The 19,706-nt window shown below is 54.8% G+C and carries 10 protein-coding genes; 6 read left to right on the plus strand and 4 right to left on the minus strand.

The window, feature by feature from the left end:
• Positions 1–178: 178 nt before the first annotated feature.
• Positions 179–952: a BON domain-containing protein gene (locus tag FF011L_RS17505; RefSeq protein WP_145352887.1), complete on the minus strand. Its 774-nt coding sequence runs from the start codon at positions 950–952 to the stop codon at positions 179–181.
• Between the two features lie 323 nt (positions 953–1,275).
• Here FF011L_RS17505 and FF011L_RS17510 point away from each other — a divergent pair, with 323 nt between their 5' ends.
• Positions 1,276–3,051: a hypothetical protein gene (locus tag FF011L_RS17510; RefSeq protein ID WP_145352888.1), complete on the plus strand. Its 1,776-nt coding sequence runs from the start codon at positions 1,276–1,278 to the stop codon at positions 3,049–3,051.
• Between the two features lie 972 nt (positions 3,052–4,023).
• On the opposite strand, the gene rimI is transcribed toward FF011L_RS17510, so the two are convergent.
• Positions 4,024–4,542, minus strand: coding sequence for a ribosomal protein S18-alanine N-acetyltransferase (rimI, locus tag FF011L_RS17515; protein ID WP_246109479.1), 519 nt, complete (start codon positions 4,540–4,542; stop codon positions 4,024–4,026).
• 372 nt (positions 4,543–4,914) lie between these two features.
• Between rimI and FF011L_RS17520 the strand changes: the two genes are divergently transcribed.
• The 3 genes from FF011L_RS17520 (at position 4,915) to FF011L_RS17530 (ending at position 11,866) form a co-directional block, all read left to right on the plus strand.
• Positions 4,915–7,995 carry a M28 family peptidase gene (locus FF011L_RS17520; protein ID WP_391560879.1) on the plus strand — a complete coding sequence of 1,027 codons (3,081 nt, stop codon included), beginning with the start codon at positions 4,915–4,917 and terminating at the stop codon, positions 7,993–7,995.
• 510 nt (positions 7,996–8,505) lie between these two features.
• The gene (locus tag FF011L_RS17525) at positions 8,506–9,375 is read left to right on the plus strand and encodes a bestrophin family protein (protein WP_145352890.1); all 870 of its coding nucleotides are present in this window, start codon (positions 8,506–8,508) and stop codon (positions 9,373–9,375) included.
• A 568-nt stretch (positions 9,376–9,943) separates the two neighbouring features.
• Complete coding sequence (locus FF011L_RS17530) at positions 9,944–11,866, plus strand: hypothetical protein (RefSeq protein WP_145352891.1); 1,923 nt, start codon at positions 9,944–9,946, stop codon at positions 11,864–11,866.
• Between the two features lie 345 nt (positions 11,867–12,211).
• Here the strand turns inward: FF011L_RS17530 and FF011L_RS17535 are convergent, their stop codons facing one another.
• Positions 12,212–13,513, minus strand: coding sequence for an IS256 family transposase (locus FF011L_RS17535; protein WP_145349478.1), 1,302 nt, complete (start codon positions 13,511–13,513; stop codon positions 12,212–12,214).
• A 53-nt stretch (positions 13,514–13,566) separates the two neighbouring features.
• Between FF011L_RS17535 and FF011L_RS17540 the strand changes: the two genes are divergently transcribed.
• Both FF011L_RS17540 and FF011L_RS17545 read left to right on the plus strand, forming a co-directional pair.
• Positions 13,567–14,265 carry an SGNH/GDSL hydrolase family protein gene (locus tag FF011L_RS17540; RefSeq protein ID WP_218932704.1) on the plus strand — a complete coding sequence of 233 codons (699 nt, stop codon included), beginning with the start codon at positions 13,567–13,569 and terminating at the stop codon, positions 14,263–14,265.
• Between the two features lie 358 nt (positions 14,266–14,623).
• Complete coding sequence (locus FF011L_RS17545) at positions 14,624–15,274, plus strand: peroxiredoxin-like family protein (protein WP_145352893.1); 651 nt, start codon at positions 14,624–14,626, stop codon at positions 15,272–15,274.
• Positions 15,275–15,597: 323 nt separating this feature from the next.
• Here the strand turns inward: FF011L_RS17545 and FF011L_RS17550 are convergent, their stop codons facing one another.
• Entirely contained in the window at positions 15,598–19,080 is a 3,483-nt protein-coding gene (locus FF011L_RS17550; RefSeq protein WP_145352894.1) for a PVC-type heme-binding CxxCH protein, read from the minus strand.
• Positions 19,081–19,706: the final 626 nt, after the last annotated feature.

A 19,706-nucleotide genomic window follows, 5' to 3' on the forward strand; every position in this document is an offset into this window, starting at 1 on the left:
GGAGAGACTCGTGCTACGTGCTATTACACCGCCTCAGATGGCGATGTTTGGGCAGCAGTGTCCGCGAAGCTCCGTCGCCTCGTAGCTCCGCCTCTCCGAGGCGGAGAACCCAGCAAGCACGAGTCTCGGAGAGACTCTACTACGTGCTAATACACCGACCTGTTTGGGGCTTGTGATTCTATTCGGCGTTCGGCAGTGGTCGCCAACCGTTTTGATCGACAAAACTTGGCATCCCCGGTGCGACTTGCCCTTCTCGTGGTCCTCGAACGGGAAGATTAGTCGTTGGAATCGTCGATGGGCTGGGCAGTGATTCGGCGACCTGCAAATCATCCTGAACGTCGCGTACTCCCGGCTCCAACCTCATCAGCAGGCGAGCCATACGCGCGTCCTTTTCCGAAGCGACGGTCCCCGACAGCCGAGCCATGCCATCTTCGAAGCTCACGGTCGCACCTTGAAAGCGTTCGCTTGCGACGTTTCGGTCGAGCCGGCCTCGGAGCGTCGACTGCAATTGTGCTGAGGGGATTGGTCGGACTTCAACAGCCGATCGCAAGCGAGTGCGAATCGTTTTGGACGTGTCTTGTTGACCTTGAGCTTGATTAAAAGCTCCACCAAACAGCCCCCCAAGGCCTCCAAGTCCCCCCATGCCGCCGCCAAAACCGCCTCCGCCAAAACCACCAGCTCCGCCACCCGTTGCACCGCCGGCCCCACCGACGGTACTAAATCCTGACACGGTTGCACTGGAGGCTCCGACGCTGTCGCCGCGATCGATCTCAAAAATCGAATTGGGGTCGCTCAAACCGGCTTCAATCCCGCTCCCAAATTCCAGTCCATTTGCGGCCCCGGTTCCGCCAGTCGTTCCGCCCCCGGTCCCTTGAGCCGCGACCCAGGAGGCCCCGATGGGACCTAGGCATAGCAAAGCCAAAACAGAGGCGGTGAAGAGGTTATGTCGCATTGGAAAGACACCTTATGCAGGACGGAAGCAGAACTCAGATAACCGCGGCAGCCATCTTCGCCCTATCCATTTCTCGATCAATTGAACCCCGTAGCCCGCAAAAAGTTTTGATTTCTTTGCCAAGGTCAATCCAAAGGAAACGAACCGACCGGTTATCCGGCTAAGATGCATTGTAGCACCTCAACCTATTCCAGCTCGTCTATTGAATAATCTGCACAAAAGGAACCCTTATGCGTGTCGTTATGTTCACCCTGGCTCTTTGTCTCAGTTTTGGCATTCTGCAGTCTCCGTGCACAGCGGCCCGACCAGGGGCTCCGCATTTAATGCCTCACGATGTTCTGGCCTACGCTCGAATCGACGATGCGTCGGAAATGCGGGAGATTTTCAAAGACAGTTCGTTCGGCCGGATGCTGAACGATCCGAAACTGAAACCGCTGGCCAGCGACTTGTACGGTGCAGGTGCCGAACTGTTCGAAAAGCTCAGCGAGCAATTAGGCGTTTCGCTGGACGAGCTGCTAAGCATTCCCGACGGCGAGGTCGCTGTTGCCTTGCTCCCATTTGGCGTTTCCCCTGATTCCAATGAGAAAACTTCGCCAAATGCCGCGACGAAAACTCCCGACGATTCGCCCGAAGCGATTCGCGAACGCATCAATCAGCGTCGCCGTCGCAACGCAATGGTCGGGGCTCTGGGGATTCTGGAAACGGGCGACCAAGCACCGCTGTTGAAGGTAATGCTCGACCGCCTGGCAGATCAACTGGCCAACCAAAACTATGTCAACAATGATCGGGAAGTTTTAGGAGTTCAAATTACCGGCTTTCGAGCCCCCAATGTTTCGCAACCAGGAATCGAATTCTGTCAGGTCGATGGAGTCACGCTGTTTGGTGTCGGAGAAGGCGTTGTCGAAGACGCTTTGCAACGCTGGAAAGGGAAAGCCGAAGGGAAAACGCTCGCTCAAAATGAAGACTTCGCAGCCGTCATGGGCCCCTGCGTCGGGGCGGAAGATACCGAGCCACAAATTACATTCTTCGTAAACCCTTTCGGGATCGCGGAACGCTTCATCAAAAATGCTGGCGGCGGTGCAGCGTTGGTCTGGCCGATCATCGCGGACTTGGGGGCCTCAAAAATCAAAGGCGTCGGCGGCAGCAGCTTCACCGGAAGCGACTTTTTTGAAGGCATCCTTCACGTCCATGTCCTGATCGAATCCCCTCGCGATGGCTTCTTCGCCGTCCTCCGTCCAGAATCGGGAGACATCAATCCGCCGAACTGGATTCCTGACGATGTCAGCAGCTATACCACGATCTACTGGGATTTCCCCAACGCCTACAAAGGCCTGGGGCGAATTCTTGACCGCTTCCAAGGTGAAGACACTCTCTCACGAAGAGTCGAAACGCCTTTTCTGCAACGGACAAAAATTGATCTGCAAAAAGAACTTATCGATCAGATGACCGGTCGAGTTACGATGGCGCGTTGGTATGAACCGCCAGCAAAGGTCAACAGCCAGACTCGCTTGGTCGCGATTGAGATGAAAGACGCTGCCCGCACGGCGGAAACCCTAAACAAACTTGTCAAAGCTTTTCCAAATCAATTGGAAAAACAGTATGAAGGAAGCGTCGTCGTTTACAGACGTCCGGCCCGAGCCGATGCAATTGCTCCCGAAGGGATGAGGCCTCCACAGCCTCAACTTGCGCTGCTGGGGAACCACGTCGTGTTCTGTGATAGTACTGCGTTCTTACAACGAGCCATTCGCGCCGACGCTGGAGCTGTCCCCCGGTTGACCGGAGTTGTCGAATACGACTTGATCGCAAGTGAAGTGGGGGGAAAATTAGATGGCCAACCAGCCTTCCTGTTCAGTTTCTCTCGAGCCCAAGAGACGCTTCGCCAATTTTATGAAATGGCAGCGGCTCCAGGAGCAAAAGAGGATCTTGCCCGCGCAGGCGAGACGAATGAAACAGCAGCGAAACTAAGTGAGATCATGAAAAACCATGAACTGCCACCGTTCGATGCACTCTCAAAGTACTTCGCACCCACCGGAGCCTTTGCGTACGATTCGCCAACAGGAATCCATTACACAACGTTTACCCTTCGTGGTGACAAGTAATCGATAAGCCGCGAACGGTTCTTCGGGCTTATTTTGTCTCTGCAGGCCCAGATGGTTAACTCAATAGGTTGCAGGGGTGAGAATCCCCGGAACGAAACCGAATACCAGCCAAGAGGCGGAGCAGCGAAGGTCGAACCGACCGGGAAATCGATGCCCAAGTCGGAGCGATCCCCCGTAGCCGAGTCTCTCCGAGACTCGTGCATGCCAACTCTCCGCCTCGGAGAGGCGGAGCTACGAAGGTCGAACCGACCGGGAAATCGATGCCCAAGTCGGAGCGATCGCACGTAGTAGAGTCTCTCCGAGACTCGTGCTTGCCAACTCTCCGCCTCGGAGAGGCGGAGCTACGAAGAGGCGGAGCTACGAAGAGGCGGAGCAGCGAAGGTCGAACCGACCGGGAAATCGATGCCCAAGTCGGAGCGATCCCCCGTAGCCGAGTCTCTCCGAGACTCGTGCATGCCAACTCTCCGCCTCGGGGGACGTGCGATAAATAAGTAGTGAGTGTGGCAGGGAGAAAAGGCCCCCTGCCAGCTTGCCTGGCATGAAGCCAAGATTTGAAATTAGTTCGCAGGGCTCCAGGAAAACGCATCCAGTTCGGATTGCCGCTAAAAGCGGCAATCCGAACTGGATGCGAAAACCGTGGGGGCAACCACCTCTAATTTGAAATCTTGCGTTCCTGTCGGGTAAACCGACGAGGGGACGTGGCGCGCGGGTGTCTGGCAGGTGCCAGCTGCTGTCAAAATATCAACTTATTTATCGCACGTCTCGAGAGGCGGAGCTACGAAGAGAGGCGACAATCTCTAAGAGCGAAATCCGCTGTGATTCGCCTCGAACGTTTATTTGCGGATGGTCCAATGCATCATCAATTTGATCGACATCCGTAAGGCACCAACGCAAAAGAGCCAAAGGTCCGGTCGGCTGTTCCAATGAACACAACCTGCCGAACCTTTGGCTCTACTTAAACGCGTTGGCTGATTAGCCGGCCAATCGAGAAATTCGACTGGTTGGGTGTGCTAGTTCATCTGCAGTCGGCTGATAGCGATACTGCATCAGATAGGCATCCTCGGTACTGTCATCGTAGAAGTCTCGTAGTACGGAGACCGCTCGAAAATTCAGGCCGCGGAAGAACAGCTGAGCTTCCAAGTTGGTTTCGCGAACTTCCAACATGATTCGGTTGCGCCGATCATTCGAAAGTTTCCCGATCAACTTGCTGACCATCGCTCTTCCAATGCCCATTCGTTTGGCATCATCATGAACCGCAAAGTTCAGAATATGCAAACGATTTTTGTGCAATTCGTAAATCATAAAACCGACAACGCGATCTTCGTGCTCGGCAACCATGCCGATACAATTACGCTGACGCAAGCAACGAATAAAGTCCTCTTCGGACCACGCGAATTCGAAACTCGCTGCTTCTATGTCCAACACGGCTTGCATATCTCGCCGGATCATCCAGCGGATATGAACGCACGTGTCCTGATCAGTGTGGCCCATCGTGGAACTCCCTTCCAACGGCAACTGCGGGTTCGTTCGAGTCAGATTTAGTAGGTTTTTCACTCCCCAAGCGATCGCTTGAAGCCAATCACCCTGACGGAGCGAAAAGTACCAGATCACCCCATCAGGGCCAAGACAAATTTCGAGAGCCCAAATCGGTCGATTATTAAAGGGCCTGCCCGCCCCAGTCCCTTGGTTTATGCTAATAGATAGTTGGATAGCTGCTGCTACGCCCCTCATTCTCCCTCCTAAAAGCGCCCAAAAACTCAAATGTTTTGCCAACTTTTTTCCAGCGATCAATCTTTTTCGTGGGTAGCCTCTTTTGCAAACCTGCCCAAAGCCCTTTGTTTAACGCTTGGGGCCTCCTTTGCATTGCTAGCTACGCCTGCCACCTACGGCCAAACCGCCGCTCATCCAGAAGTGGTTGAAAAGAGCGAAGGATCGGGCAATGAAGCGAAATTACTGGCTCAAACACGGCAAATCACCTTCGCGGGCCGCAAAGCTGGTGAAGGGTATTTCAGCGCCGACGGAAAAACGATGGTTTTTCAGAGCGAGCGAGAAGAGGGAAATCCGTTTTACCAGATCTATAAAATGGATATGGAAACGGCCGATATCACTCGCGAATCGACCGGCACCGGGAAAACGACCTGTGCCTGGATCGATCCCGTCCATGGAAACATCCTGTTCTCCAGCACTCACACCGATCCCCAAGCGGTTGAAAAACAAAAAGCTGAAATCGCACTTCGCGCAAAAGGGGAACAGCGTCGGTATTCGTGGGATTACGACCCGCACTACGACCTGTTTGCAAAATCGTCGGACACCGGTGAACTGACACAACTAACCAGCGAAGAAGGCTACGACGCCGAAGGGTCCTATAGCCCCGACGGCAGCCAGATTGCGTTTGCTTCCAACCGCCAAGCCTACAACCGCAAACTGACCGAACGAGAACAGCACCTGTTCGATCAGGACCCTGCCAGCATGATGGAAATCTACATCATGAATGCGGACGGTTCGAACGTTCGTCAGCTGACCGATACGTTGGGCTACGACGGCGGCCCGTTTTTCTCGCCCGATGGATCACGAATCTGCTGGCGACGCTTTACCCCCGACGGTGCCTCTGCCGAGATCTACACGATGCGGGTAGACGGGACCGACCAACGCCGCTTAACCAACCTGCAAGCGATGAGCTGGGCGCCTTACTATCACCCATCGGGCGATTACCTGATCTTTACGACCAACGTGCAAGGTTTTGATAACTTTGAACTCTACATGGTCCGTGCCGATGGGGCAGGGGAGCCTGTCCGCGTCACTGACACGCCCAAAGCCGATCTTCTGCCGGTCTTCCTCCCGTCTGGCAAACAGCTCTCCTGGACGTCAACACGAACCGATTCAGGGCGTTCACAGATCTTTATCGCCGACTGGAATGATGCCGAAGCTAGAAAACTGCTGGGCATCGAAGAAGGCGAGAACAATGACGACGATCGCTCGGCGGCACTTGCTTCAGCCGGAGCAACAAGCGCGGGCTTTTCGCCAGCGGATATCGGCCGCCACGTCGACTATTTGACTCGAGCCGAACTGAACGGCCGACTGACCGGAACGGACGGTGAGCGACGGGCTACGGCCTACGTCGCCGCCTACCTGGAAAGCCTTGGTTTCCTGCCAGCAGGCCGTGACGGATCATGGTTCCAGGAATTTGAATTCCCCGCCGGTTCCGAACGAACGGCTAAAAATCATTTTTCCCAGAACGACCAAAAATTCGTTTCCGATAAACAGTGGCGTCCTCTTTCCTTTTCGGGCAATGGAGATTTCGATTCGGCTGAACTGGTTTTCGCCGGCTATGGCCTGCAGGTCCCCGGGACTCCTGAAACCGAATACGACAGCTATGTCCATTTGGATGTCGCCGGAAAATGGGTGGTCGTCCTCCGCGATCTTCCGCAAGATATCACCGCCGATGAACGCCAGCGGATGGCTCGGTATTCCGACCCGCGGCGGAAAGCGGCCGTCGCCCGGGACCACGGAGCTCGCGGAATCATTTTTGTAACCGGGCCTACCAGCAAAGTCCGCAACCGACTGATGCGGTTTGATCGCGATGCTTCCCAGGCAAGTGTCAGCATCGCCGTGATCAGCGTGACCGATGAAGTCGCGATGGAGTGGTTCAAATCGGCGGGCAAAAACCTGCAAGAAGTCCAGAAAAGCCTGGATGGAGGCGAACCACAAATGGGTTTCGTCCTCGCCAATTCCGACAAGAAAAGCAAGCTTCAGGTTTCAGCGACGATCGATATCTTGCGTAAAACAGGAATCGGCCGAAATGTGGTTGGGCGACTGCCGGTCGCCAAAACACCGACCGAACAGATCGTCATCGTCGGGGCTCACGTCGATCACCTAGGACGCGGGGCGGGAAGCAATAGCTTGGCGAGCGAAAACGAACAGGACCAAGTCCACTTCGGCGCCGACGATAACGCCAGCGGTGTTGGAGCCATGTTAGAAGTGGCACAAAGCATCGCATCACAGGTCCGCAGCGGGCAACTAAAAGCCAAACGAGACCTAGTGATCGCAGCCTGGTCGGGCGAAGAACTGGGACTCTTTGGGTCCCAAGCATTTGTCACCGAATTCAACGAACTGTTTCCCTACATTCAAAAACCAGCAGTCCATCCTCATGCTGCGGCGCATGCTCATGCACACGCCGATACCGATGGGGACGCACACGCGGACGCCGATGCGGATGCGAAAAAAGCTGCCGCGCCGCCGACCGCTCACGGAGCTCCCACGGACGCGCAGTCGCTTTACCCTGGGATTGCCGCCTACCTAAACCTAGACATGGTTGGTCGCTTACGCGAGAAATTGATCGTGCAAGGAATCGGATCTTCGCCCGCATGGGAAGCGACCGTACAAAGACGTAACGGTCCGGTCGGGTTGGCGATGGAACTGGACAAAACGAGCAGCCGTTTGCCGACCGATGCCGCCTCGTTCGTCTCACGTGGAGTTCCCATCCTGGCGTTCTTCACAGGAGCCCATGAGGACTATCACACCCCGCGAGACACGGCCGACAAACTGAACTACGAGGGAGCCTCGCAGATCGCAAATCTAACGGCTTTGATCGCTCGTGGCTTGCTGCAAGACGATCAACCAATTCCGTTTGAGATGCACGAAGGCGAACAGGCCGAAGACGCTCCACGTGTTCGTTTGACCGCCTACTTAGGAACAATCCCCGACTACGCCCAAGGCGACATCAAGGGACTGAAACTATCCGGCGTCGCCAAGCGCGGCCCTGCCGAGCAAGCGGGACTCCGCGGAGGTGACATCATCGTCGAACTTGCCGGCCGCAAGATCGAGAACATCTATGACTACACCTACGCGATCGAAGCGTTAAAGATCGGGGAACCCGTCAAAGCCAAGATCCTTCGCGACGGAAAACAGATCGAACGCTCCATCACACCAGGTTCCAGAGACTAACGGGGGGCGATCAGCCAAGTTCGAATCTTGTCACCCTGCCTTGAATCCAAAACAGCTCGTCGCGTTCATTTGCGGCGAGCTGTTTTTATGGACCCAAGTGCTTGGCGAGCCCGTACGCTTGGCGATTGGCGATTGCCAGCCGCGAGAATCGCACGGACACGCTCAACCCAATCGCAGATGCCGATGTGGCTGGGCAACGCGGCTGCGATTGCGGGTCTGGGCAACGCGGCTGGATTGCGAGACTGAATTGCGGGTCTGGATTGCGGGTCAGCGAATCACAGCCGAGCTAGTCGTGAGACCGTCCGGGCGTATAGTATGGGCCGAGGACAATGTGCCGGTCGGCAAGGAGATGGGTCGATTTCAGCATATTTTTTTCGTCAGCGTGCTCCAACATCAGGCGGCCGCTCACGCCTGCAGGAAATGCACGCATTGCCGATCGACCGTCGATATTCGCCCCGTCCAAGGCCCATGCAAATCGGGTTGTGAAGTCACTCTAAACTTAAGAAATCTGTGCTGCGTCAAATACTACCAACTTTTGCACTGCGTCGAGCACTGCTGATGTCCTGCCTAATTGCGGCCTACAGTGGGCTTGCCGTCTGGAAGGAGCAAGGGCCATACGCACGCTATGCAGACTTTCCTGCAGGCCTTGAAGCTGCCCTGTCCCTGGCAATCGGCATGCTGCTGGCGTTTCGTGTCAATCGGGCGTTCGATCGCTGGTGGGAAGGCCGAATTCTGTGGGGAACGCTGGTCAATAGCAGTCGAAATCTGGCTGTCAAAGCCAACAATGTTGTCGCGAAACGCGATGCCTCATTCGACCGTCTGCACTCACTGGTTGCCGCATTTCCTTTTTCGCTCCGGGACCACCTGCGAGGCTGCTCCGCATTCACTCAGCTCCCGGGATTGTCTGGCGAACGGTTTAGCGGCGAGCACATCCCAAGCTGGATCGTAAATCAGATCTATGGAATCTTCGAAGTATGGAAACGTGACCATCGCATTCAGTACGGCGAGTTTCGAATGCTTGACCGTGAAGCAAAAGTGCTGCTCGAAGTTTGCGGCGGCTGTGAGCGAATCAGGAATACGCCGATCGCAGCCTCCTACCGCGTCCTTCTGCACCATGCGATATGGCTCTTCTTACTGGTATCACCGTGGGGACTAGTGGATCAGTTTGGTTGGTGGACCATTCCGGTTGTGTTCCTCACTTCCTATCTGGTCATTGCCGCAGAGATTGTGGCAGAACATATTGAACAGCCATTTGGTGCCATCGGCGACAAACTTGATCTTGATGGGATCTGCCAGACCATCCATCGTTCCGTAGACGAAATCTTCGCCACGGAGACGATGAGCACCTTGTCGCAGCAAAATCGCGCCGCGGACAACTAGTCAGGAGCCAGCCCTCTTCAGCCCTGACAGAATCTTGTGCAACTCCAGACATTCGCCAACAGCAAGTAGCCAACCTAACGCACCTTCGCGATGACCTGCTCCTACCTGCTTGGATGGGCGGATCCGGGCAAGCTTAAATCACATCTCTCAAAACTAAAATCAGCAACCACCTAGGGACACTCTGCACCGACAAAGGCCTTTGTGCTCTGGGATTCGATGCTGCACCGATAATCACAGTGCGATGGCGATCTACCGCTACGTCCCCAAGCTTGATGCCGTGCAATTCAATTCCATAATGAATCCAAACGACTGCCTCCACCGCACACCCAATCCACGTGCCGAACGGTGTTGGGGCTGACCTGTTTGATCCGTTTCAGTCCAACCATGGATATCCGGTCAGTCCATGGAGTATAGTGTTTTGGTTCAGACGACAGCGACGGTCTCCTGCGACTCCCGCTTCATTCCCAGCGAAGATAGACGCATCGTGTCTTGTCCGACACCTTAGGATTGCATTGATATAGTAATCACTCAGCTGAATTTCGTTCCCCGACCACTTGCATTGAATGAGATGAGCCGTCACCGCATGATCCGCACGTCGCTAACACTTCTGATGTTCTTGGTACCTACGACAGCACTTCTCGCTGACACGGGCGATCCCCAAATCCGCACGGACCATCCCTGGTATCCAGGTGAACTGGCGATCTCCACATTCGACCGACTTTTCGCGACGCAGGCAGAAACTTATCAGCGTGTCACCGGACTGGAGGTTGAATCCGACGAGCAGAAGGCATTAGCTTCTTGGCTTTGGCGAAATACGCATTATTGGCACGGGGAAGCCGGGCGTCGCGATCTGTGGGGAGACGGATTTAAGTCTACAAAGGACACACGTCTTCGCGAGTACTGGAATGGGCTTTTCGGGTACGGTTTTGGGTTGTGCGGCACCACCCATTCGCAGTGGACCGCTGAGTTTGAACATTTGTTGGGACATGGTCGAGGCCGCGGCGTCGGCGCGGCGGGACACAATGCCTTTGAAGTATTTCTGCAGCATGGCAACTACGGGCCCAACGGACGCTGGGCGCTATTGGATCACGATTTGTCGACAGTCATCTTTGATGAATCAGGTCGCCGGTTGCTGGGACTTGGCGAAATGCAACCGAACGTCGACCATTGGATTGATCGTCGTTTTAAGCCTGAGAGGCAACGTGGTTGGCTGGTGTGCGGACTGCATCCGGGCGACGGGAACTCGTATCGGAAATACGCCGTCGCGGAATACTTGGCCGGTTACGCCGGACCGCCTCCGATGGTGCGATTACGTCGTGGTGAGCGGATGCGTCGGTACTTTGAACCGGGTCTTGAAGACAGAAAAACGTTTGTCTTTTGGGGAAGGAATTACAACACCGATGGTATTCCGGGGCCCGAGCGTTCGAGGACCTGGGTCAATCAGCCCGAACAGATGCATGGCTCCACATCCGGGACGCCGCACAGGAATGGGCAAGTTCGCTTTGCAAATGTTGAATACATTTATCGACCGGACTTTGCCACGGAGGACTATCGCGAAGGTGTCGTGGCGGAGAACGACGAACAGGTCGTTTTCGCATTCCAAACTCCGTACGTGATTGGTGCAACACCGCCCACTGACGACGACTGGGGCATTTATGAAGCGGGTTGCCGAAATGGTCTGGTGCTCCGTGGCGAGGCGAGTTGCGAAGTGTCGATCTCGGTCGACGCTGGCCGCACATGGCTGGCAAAGCAGAAATTCGTCGACGGCCTGGATTTGACAGACTTTGCAAAAGGACGGTCGCAATACTGGCTTAGATTCTCCACAAGTGCAAAGCAGCTCGCCGATTCGAATCTGCAGATTCGCACGGTTTGCCAGGCCAACGTGGCAGTTCTCCCACGACTGAAGGACGACGGAACCACGATCAGCTATGAAGCCAGCGGCAACAGCGTGTTGTCGATGGGGCCCGAAATGGAACTGGCGAGCCGGTTTGTCACAGGCGGCGCCATTGGTGAAAAGACGGTGACACTCACGGCCACGCCCAACGAGCCTGTCACTCGCGTTTACGCAGCGGCACACACGGCTTCGGGCAATCCTCCGAATCCAAATGTTAAATACTCGATCGAGTACAGTCTTGACGCCGGCAAGAATTGGCAGCCGATCGTGAACGATTGGGTGGTACCGCGAAGAGGTGATGAACCCGGTGATTTTTGGTCTCAAAGTTTGTGCTACGGCTCCTGCTTGCTGAACGCTGAACCAGGCAGACCCATTCAGATCCGCTTTCGCAACGACGGCGGCAAACGCTATCTTCGCATTGAGGCACACTTGATTCAGAACACAGGTAACCCCGATCCGGTAAAAGTAACGTACCAATGGACGGACTCGGAGGGTGAGCATCAGAAATCGCACCTGTTCGACGCGAACGGTCAATGGCAGCTCGCGACCGCCAGGAATGTTCGCACACGATGGGTTGAGTTCGAACCGGCACCGTAGCGTCCGAAATCGTCCAATCCGCACGGATTGAAGACGACGGACGGCTTCGGTGTGGCAACAGGTAATCTAAAGAAAGGCAGAACAATGAGAAATCACTTCCCCTCCGCGACGCTGATACTCTCGTCCGGTCTATGCCTAATGCTTGTTGCCGCATGGCAGGTTGGCGCTGCGGGCGCTGATCGCGAACCGGACTGGGTCGCGCCGATGAAACAGGGGGGATGTCCGATTTGTTGTTGAAACTCTTGATGGTCTCTCGGGTAAAACGTAGGTGGTTGTGTCTGAGCTTGCAAGAAGATTCCCCCATCCCAGCTTCGCCGTAGGCGAAGCTGGGATGGGGGAAAGACGTTAGGCAGGCGGTACCTCCGGTCGCCCCAGGGCCGCGACAAGCAAGGGAAGTGATGTGTGACCGGTGATCCGGCGAAACCCTTTCTCGGCCTCCAGCAACGCATACGAAAGCCACCGACTTGCTTGATCGGTTTCGGCGCGAAAACGCGTCACACGCCCCAGTCTGCGACGCGTGTTTAAGAATGAGTTCTCAATCGCGTTAGTGCTCAAAAGTGAACGGTGAAGCGTGTTGGGGACGTTCAAGCGATGCAAAGCCAGCAGGTCATCACCGGCTTCGTGCAGACTCCGATACGCCTCGGCGTTTATCGGTTCCAAGAACGTTTTGAGCTCGCCGAAGATTTCCTCGGCAGCTTCGATTCCCTGAACGCGGCGAAGGCGAGTGAATAGACGCGATAGTTCGCCCCAATGACGCTTGGAAAGTTTTCCTTTGATATTACGTTCTTTGTGAACCAAACAACGCTGGATGACAGCGTCAGAAAAGAACTCAACCACCGCACCGCGAAGAGCATCGCTGCCATCGAGAACCACGTACAAGCGGTGGTCGCATGTGAAGCCGCGATTGACGATTCGGGTCATCAGTTCACGCGAAACTTCCAGGTTTTCACTACTGCCCAACGCAAAGTCCAAGACGTGTTTACGGCCTCCGCTGTCGATCCCCAGTGCCACTACGGCAGTCTGATCTTTGCTCAAATGGATGCCGTCAAGCATCAACGCACACCAGGTGATCGAGCTCAGGTCCTTCCCTCGCATCTGCTCAATCAACTTGTTGCCAGCGTCCTTCCAAAGTCGCGAAACGTTGGATTTTTTGACACCGGGAGAATTCGGCTTTAGCTCTTCGATACCGCGAGAAGTGACCCCCGAAACGATCGCTTGTACGATCTGTGCCTGTAACTGTTGGGGATCTTTGGCGACACGGTAGGTGCTTAGTTCAACTTCATGACTGGAGCCGTTACTGAACTTCTGACGCACTCGCGGCCGGACAACTTCTTCGCGTTCGCCCTCGTACAGCACACGCCCTGAGCTTGAGCCGGCACGATAGACATCGCTGGACGTGGGATCGTGCTTGGGACCGCACAGCTCCGTTACTTCTGCGGCCATGACTTCACTGATCATTTCCCGCACGTGACCTCTCAGGAAATTGCGAAAGATCTGTCCGGTTTCAGAAGCTGAAACTTGCCCCAGTGATTCTAAAAGACTAACTTCATTCATGATGGTCTCCCCGTCGGTTGCTGCCGACGAAAATTGGAAAGTTGTGGAGAGCAGAGTCTGCTCTCCGGGAGACCATCTTTCAACTTTCAACAATTATTTGGACGCTTCCGAAACAGGTCCACTCGAAGTATCGAGGAGAGCGGGGCGTGCTGGCTCAGTTTGGCGATTCAATCACCGATTCGCGCGCGTTTTGGTTCAGTCTCCGCTACAAGAGGAATAACGCGCCGCCGGAAATGGTCAAGGCATTCGATCTAGTCAGCTCGCACATGATCGAGGATTGCTGGGACCGCAAAGGTCCGGAGAACGGCAACCAGGGTGGCAAGACGATTCGCTGGGCCGATCAGAATTTATCGAAATGGCTGATGCGACTGAATCCCGAAGTCGCCATCGTCATGTTCGGCACCAACGATTTGAACTCAGTCCCCGGCACTGAATACGAAAAGAAAATGCGCCTTGTTGTGCAGCGATGCCTCGACAACGGGACCATCGTGATTCTCACGACGATCCCTCCGCGTCACGGTTTCACCGAAGAAGCGGCAGAGTTTTCCAAAATCATTCGTTCCATCGCGCGCGACCTCGAAGTTCCGCTCATCGACTACCACGCAGAAATCCTCCAGCGCCGTCCAGAAGACTGGGACGGTGCACTCGACAAATTCAAAGACTATCAGGGCTACAACGTTCCGACCTTGATCGCTCGCGATGGTGTGCACCCGTCCGCACCCGAACAGTACCGAGGCGACTACTCCGCCGAATCGCTGACCCGCAACGGCTTCGAACTGCGGAATTATCTCACACTCTTGAAGTATGGCGAAGTGATTGACCAAGTGTTGACTGCGCAGAAATAAGCCGAGAGAAAAGCGGCCACGCGGGAGAAAAGGGGTCAGGAGCATATAATGCGAATAAGTTATTTACCTCGCCGAGATTTGTGGCCGCGTCGCGGTCTCTGCATTAGCTTGAACTACTTCGGTCGTCGCTTGAGCACCCTGGACTCGTAGCGGTCAGGACGTTTACGAACGACGTATTGCATGCGAACGCTTGCAAATTACCTCGATCACCTAATTCGAAGCTAACTTGAAGACAGCTTCAAAGCAGCAGCAAACGGACATCTGGCAGCTAACCCGGAAGGACTGGGGTGGCTGATCCACCATATACTCTATGCTGCCGCTTTATTTTTCATTACGGCATCCACAATCGAGGTTTCTCATGACTACTTTACGCGATCAAACCAATGCACAGTTCGCTAAACTGATGCAATCGAAACCTGCATTTGCCAACCTAATTGAGTCATTACTGGCTAAAGCTCGCGATTTCGGAGATGGCAAGGATGCGATTGCAGTGGGGCAACCCGCTCCAAATTTTGATCTACCAAATGCCATAGGTGAATCGGTCGAATTGTCGGCTTTGCTCGCCGGCGGCCCAGTGGTGCTAATGTTCTATCGAGGCAGTTGGTGTCCTTACTGCAACCTGCAGCTCCGTGCGATGCAAGCTCGCTTGGCTGACATCGAAAAACTTGGCGGACAGCTGGTTGCGGTGAGTCCTGAGATTCCCGACGAATCCCTATCGTTAACCGAAAGGGCGGAACTAAAGTTCACGGTACTTTCAGACAAAGACGCGCTGATTGCTGCACAGTACGGAGTCGCTTGGAAAGTCCCCGAACCAATTCTCGACCACATGCGCAACGACCGTGGTCTGGACCTAGCCAAGATCAATGATGGCAATGCTACCGTGCTACCGATCCCGGCGACTTTTGTCATTTCAGCGGATGGCATCGTGACATGGCAATATGTCAACGTCGATTATCGTCATCGCGCGGAACCGGATGACGTTATCGCAGCACTTCTCGCGTTGAAGTAATGGCTCCACAGCTCCGACAGCTTTTGCTGGACGAGCAGCACTCCCTAACGGGAGAGCAACGCTTTGGGCACGGCTTTTCCTCCTGGGCGGCATCGATAACTTGGAGGGGTGCGTATGACAGCCGGTTCCCGACGTGCAACCGGGGTCCGAATTCGATCACCAGGCACCTCCACGCAGGAGAAAAAGGACCACCATGGATCCTTTCCCTCCAGCCAAGAATCTCGCCAGCGGTGACCTAAACAGCGGTTCGCTTGGCGCATAAAATCGGCGTGGGAATTTCTTCCCACGCCGATCGAGATGTCAACGATGAACTCTCAAAACGCCTATTTGCGTTTTCGAGTTTCGATGATGTACTTCATCAGGTCATCGAATTCCTTGCGGTTCTTCATCTGCCGAGCCAGATTAGCGGGCATCAGCGAGATCTTGGACTCACTGACATCCTCAATCGTATCTTGAGGAATCGTAATCGGGTTGGGTTCCGCTAGGTTTCGCAAGACGATCTCTTTGTCGTTCTCCGAAATCCGAACGCCTGTCTGCAGTTTGCCGTCGTCGGTCAACACACTGACTTGGGCAAATTCTTTGTCGATCGCGTTGGAAGGACGCAAGATGGCGTCGACCAATTGTTCGGGCGACAACTTGGTAGGAACTTTCGACAAATCAGGACCAAGGCGAGCCGCACCGGAAGGTGGATCGTGACACGCGAAACAGGCGGCCGAGGACTGATAGAACAACTTCTTGCCACGATGGGCGTTTCCGCGATCGATGGCAACTTTGGCTAGTTCAGCCAATGGCGTGTTAAGCAGTTCTTCTTCCAGTTTCTCATTGGAGAACTCTTCGCCGACAGCTCCTGAATTGTTTGCTGCATAAGCGGCATCCATCGGATGTTCGGCAAGCAAATCTTCTGGTGTCCAGAAGGTCGTGCGATCAATGGTCTCGTCACGTACCCGCTTAACGCTGGCAGCGCTAACGGGGGCTGCTTCATTTCCCCAGGTATTGCGAACGAACGTTAGCACGGCGGCCAATTCTTCGTCTTTCAACAACGATCGGAAAGCGGTCATCGGGGGTACCCCGCGACTTGGATCAAACGTTTTTCCGTTGACAACCATTTTGCCCCACACACCGTGCAGGGTCATCTTGATCAAACGATCCTCGCTGCCGGTTACCCAAGGGCTGGCGACAAGCGACGGATAGACGTTGGGGCTGCCTTTACCGTGTGCCAGGTGACAGGTCGCACAATGGGATTCACGCTGAAAGACTTCGGCGCCCAATTTGTAGGCCTTGCGGTCTTCAGCGCTCAATCGTTTCGGCGGATCAAATTTGACGAATTCGACTTCCGCTGGGGCGGCAAACCCGCTGGCGCCGGTGGCGTCGACGTTGTGCCAGAAATGCTGCACGGTCTTCGCTGCGACAACCGCATGCTTGACATCGGATCCCAAAAGGGCGTTCAACAATTCTTCGTTTTGAACGCCATGCTGTTGGTGCATCCAGAGGGCTTCCAGAAGGTGATGGGCTTCGGTTTCATCATTGGGATCGAAGCCTTCCATCCACTTCTGTGTAGCCGCGATAACCTGGTCGGAATCGCGTCCACTCAATTCGACACGCGTGCGATGACGAACTCCGTCGACGGGGTGTTTCAGGTTTTCAAGCAACGCCTCGATTGGCTGCCCGTCGATCTTCACGGGCTCTTGAAGAGGCCGATCTTTTACGGTCAGCCGGAAGATACGACCATGTTTATGGTCGCGGTTAGGGTCGCGGATATTGTGCTGCATATGACCGATGATGGCGTTGTGCCAGTCGGCGACGTACAACGCACCATCTTCACCGATGATCGCATCGGTTGGGCGGAAATTTCGGTCTTCGCTATTCAGCAATTCGATCCCTGGGGTTCCCCAGACATGACCGAATTCGCGGTCCTTGCCGTTGCCTTCACGGTCCAAGGAGTACTGTTTAATTCCCAAGAACCCGATCGTATTGCAGATCAAGAAATCATTTTGCAGCTCTTCAGGGAAGTGAGCCGATGACATGATTTCGTCCGCAGCGACGGGTCGAAATTCCTTGGTCAGCAAGGTATGCATTTTGAATCCCTTGCCTTCGGGACGCACCTGGAACGATTTGCCACCTGTACCGTCATTCGCATAACAGTATCCCCAGCGGTCAAAACTGGTGCCGTGAGGGTTCGGCGAATTGCCTGCGTGCGGTGTGATCGCGAAGGTGCGAGGGTCAAACCGGTACATCCCCGAAGCACCGATGGTCAGGTTCTGCTTCCACGGCGTTTCATGGTTATGGACCAAGAAGATTCCGCTTTGCCAATAGATCCCACCGTCGGGTCCGTAGATCAAATTGTTCGCAGCATGATGCGTGTCCGCGGTTCCCAGTCCCTGAAGGATCGGGTAGCGAACATCCGCAACATCGTCTCCGTCGGTATCTTTCAGGAACAACAGGTCAGGCCCTGAGGTGACAATGACTCCGCCACCCCAGAATTCAAAACCCAATGGGTTGTGGACATGCGCGAAGATTTTGCGAGTGTCGGCTTTGCCGTCCTTATCGGTATCCTCAAAAATCATGAGGGTATCGTTCATTTCTTTGCCGGGTTCCCACTTGGGATAGGTGTTCCAGCTTGCGGCCCACAGGCGGCCTTTGGAATCGACTTGCATCTGCACAGGGTTGGCTAGATCGGGAAACTGCACTTCCGATGCAAACAGATTCAGTTCGTAGCCCTCGGGAACCTTGATCAGTGCCATCGATTCTTCGGGGCTTAGATAATCGACGCTTCCTTCTTTTGCCGCACTCGAGCTTTTACTACCGCCGCCAACGTTGGAGATAACCTTCACCGGTGGAGGAACATTGCTGTCGTCGATCGTGTAAGGTTTTCCAGCGACAGCCGCCCAGATCGCTTCATCGCGATTAGCGGTCATCACATCCAACATCACCAGTTCATGCTTCAGCACATCTGCGTTGCTCTGGCCGTCGACAAAGGTCAACGTCGAACGTCCACCCCAGATATCGTTTCCATCGGTCGCGTGGTAGCGATTGTGCCAATGCCAATTTTTGTCTTTGACTGCAGCATAGATATCTGCCGTTTTTTCACCGCCCGTTGGTTCTTTGCCCAGCAGGGCTTTCGCGATGATTCCAGATAGTTTCTGGTATCCATCCGCGTTCAAGTGGATTCCATTAATCGTGAATCGTTGGGAGCTGGACTGAAACAACTGCATGGTTGGGGAGTAGAGGTCAACGAACGTGGCCCCTGTTTCTTCCGCTGCCGCACGCGTGGCGGCGGTGATCGCCGCCAGATTGATATTCAGTTGGTTGCCATCGGGAAGATGCCGATCACCGGTATTCTCGTAGGCGATGGGGCTGAACAAAACGAATCGAAGGTCCTCTCCCTTTTCCTTACGCAGGTCCGTGTAACGTCTGACCAACTGAACCAATTCGGCTCGATAGGCATCCGCTTTTTCGGGACCGGCGAATGATTCGTTGTATCCATAAAACGCAAAGACAACGTCTGGCGCCACATGCTGAAGGTATTCCCCATCGTTGGTGAACCCTTTATTTCGCGGGCGTTTGTTCACCATGTCTCCGGAAAAACTCATATTCCGAAATCGAACGTTCTTCCCCTGCAATTCGGCTTGCAACACCGTTTCGACCCACGGGTCGTGTTGCATGCGATCGGCAAGGCCGTTGCCGTAAATGGCAACCACGTCGTTCGCTTTAAACTCGAAAGGTTCGTCCGCCGCTGCCGGCGGAATTCCCCAGACGAGTGGCATCAAGCCAATCGCTAATAGTACAGCCAGGTGTTTCTTTAACATTGCAAGGAAATCGTGGTTAGTGTTGGTGGAGTGATTCAATCGTTGCCGCAAATAGGCCGTCTCGTGACGAATGCCACTTGCGAAACCAGCAGCAAATAGACCAGCAATGGTAAGGGGGGCGAGCCGTCCCAAACATCCGCTAGCCGGCGCGTCAACGCCCTCAAGAAGAGACCTCAGCCCCCCAATTTAGCAGCCTGGACTCTTTCCAGGGCAACCGACAGACCGATGGTCTTCATGGGCGTCCGTTACCGATTCTAATCGATCCGGTCGGCGGGCTCAAAAATTCGTCGAATTTCGGGGCAAGAATAGACCGCAAATACCCCGAATCGACCGCCCTGAGGCCCCCTTAGCACGACAAGCCCCCTGAGGGACGTAAAGTTAATGCCGTAGCTCCGCCTCTCCGAGGCGGAGAGCCTGGTACGCACGAGTCTCGGAGAGACTCGCCTACGTGCGATTCCACTCAGCAGGAACCACCGTCTGGCGACAGGAGCTAACGCATTGCCGTAGCTCCGCCTCTCCGAGGCGGAGAACTTGGTACGCACGAGTCTCGGAGAGACTCGCCTACGTGCGATTCCCCCCAGCAGGAACCACCGTCTGGCGACAGTAGCTACAGCATTGCCGTAGCT

This window comes from Roseimaritima multifibrata, assembly GCF_007741495.1.
Classification (GTDB): Bacteria; Planctomycetota; Planctomycetia; order Pirellulales; family Pirellulaceae; genus Roseimaritima; species Roseimaritima multifibrata.

Excerpts from the sequence above, each read along its gene's own strand:
- FF011L_RS17505 (WP_145352887.1), bottom strand. The coding sequence starts at position 952 with ATGCGACATAACCTCTTCACCGCCTCTGTTTTGGCTTTGCTATGCCTA.
- FF011L_RS17510 (WP_145352888.1), top strand. The coding sequence starts at position 1,276 with ATGCCTCACGATGTTCTGGCCTACGCTCGAATCGACGATGCGTCGGAA.
- rimI (WP_246109479.1), bottom strand. The coding sequence starts at position 4,542 with ATGGGCCACACTGATCAGGACACGTGCGTTCATATCCGCTGGATGATC.
- FF011L_RS17530 (WP_145352891.1), top strand. The coding sequence starts at position 9,944 with ATGAGCCGTCACCGCATGATCCGCACGTCGCTAACACTTCTGATGTTC.
- FF011L_RS17545 (WP_145352893.1), top strand. The coding sequence starts at position 14,624 with ATGACTACTTTACGCGATCAAACCAATGCACAGTTCGCTAAACTGATG.
- FF011L_RS17550 (WP_145352894.1), bottom strand. The coding sequence starts at position 19,080 with ATGTTAAAGAAACACCTGGCTGTACTATTAGCGATTGGCTTGATGCCA.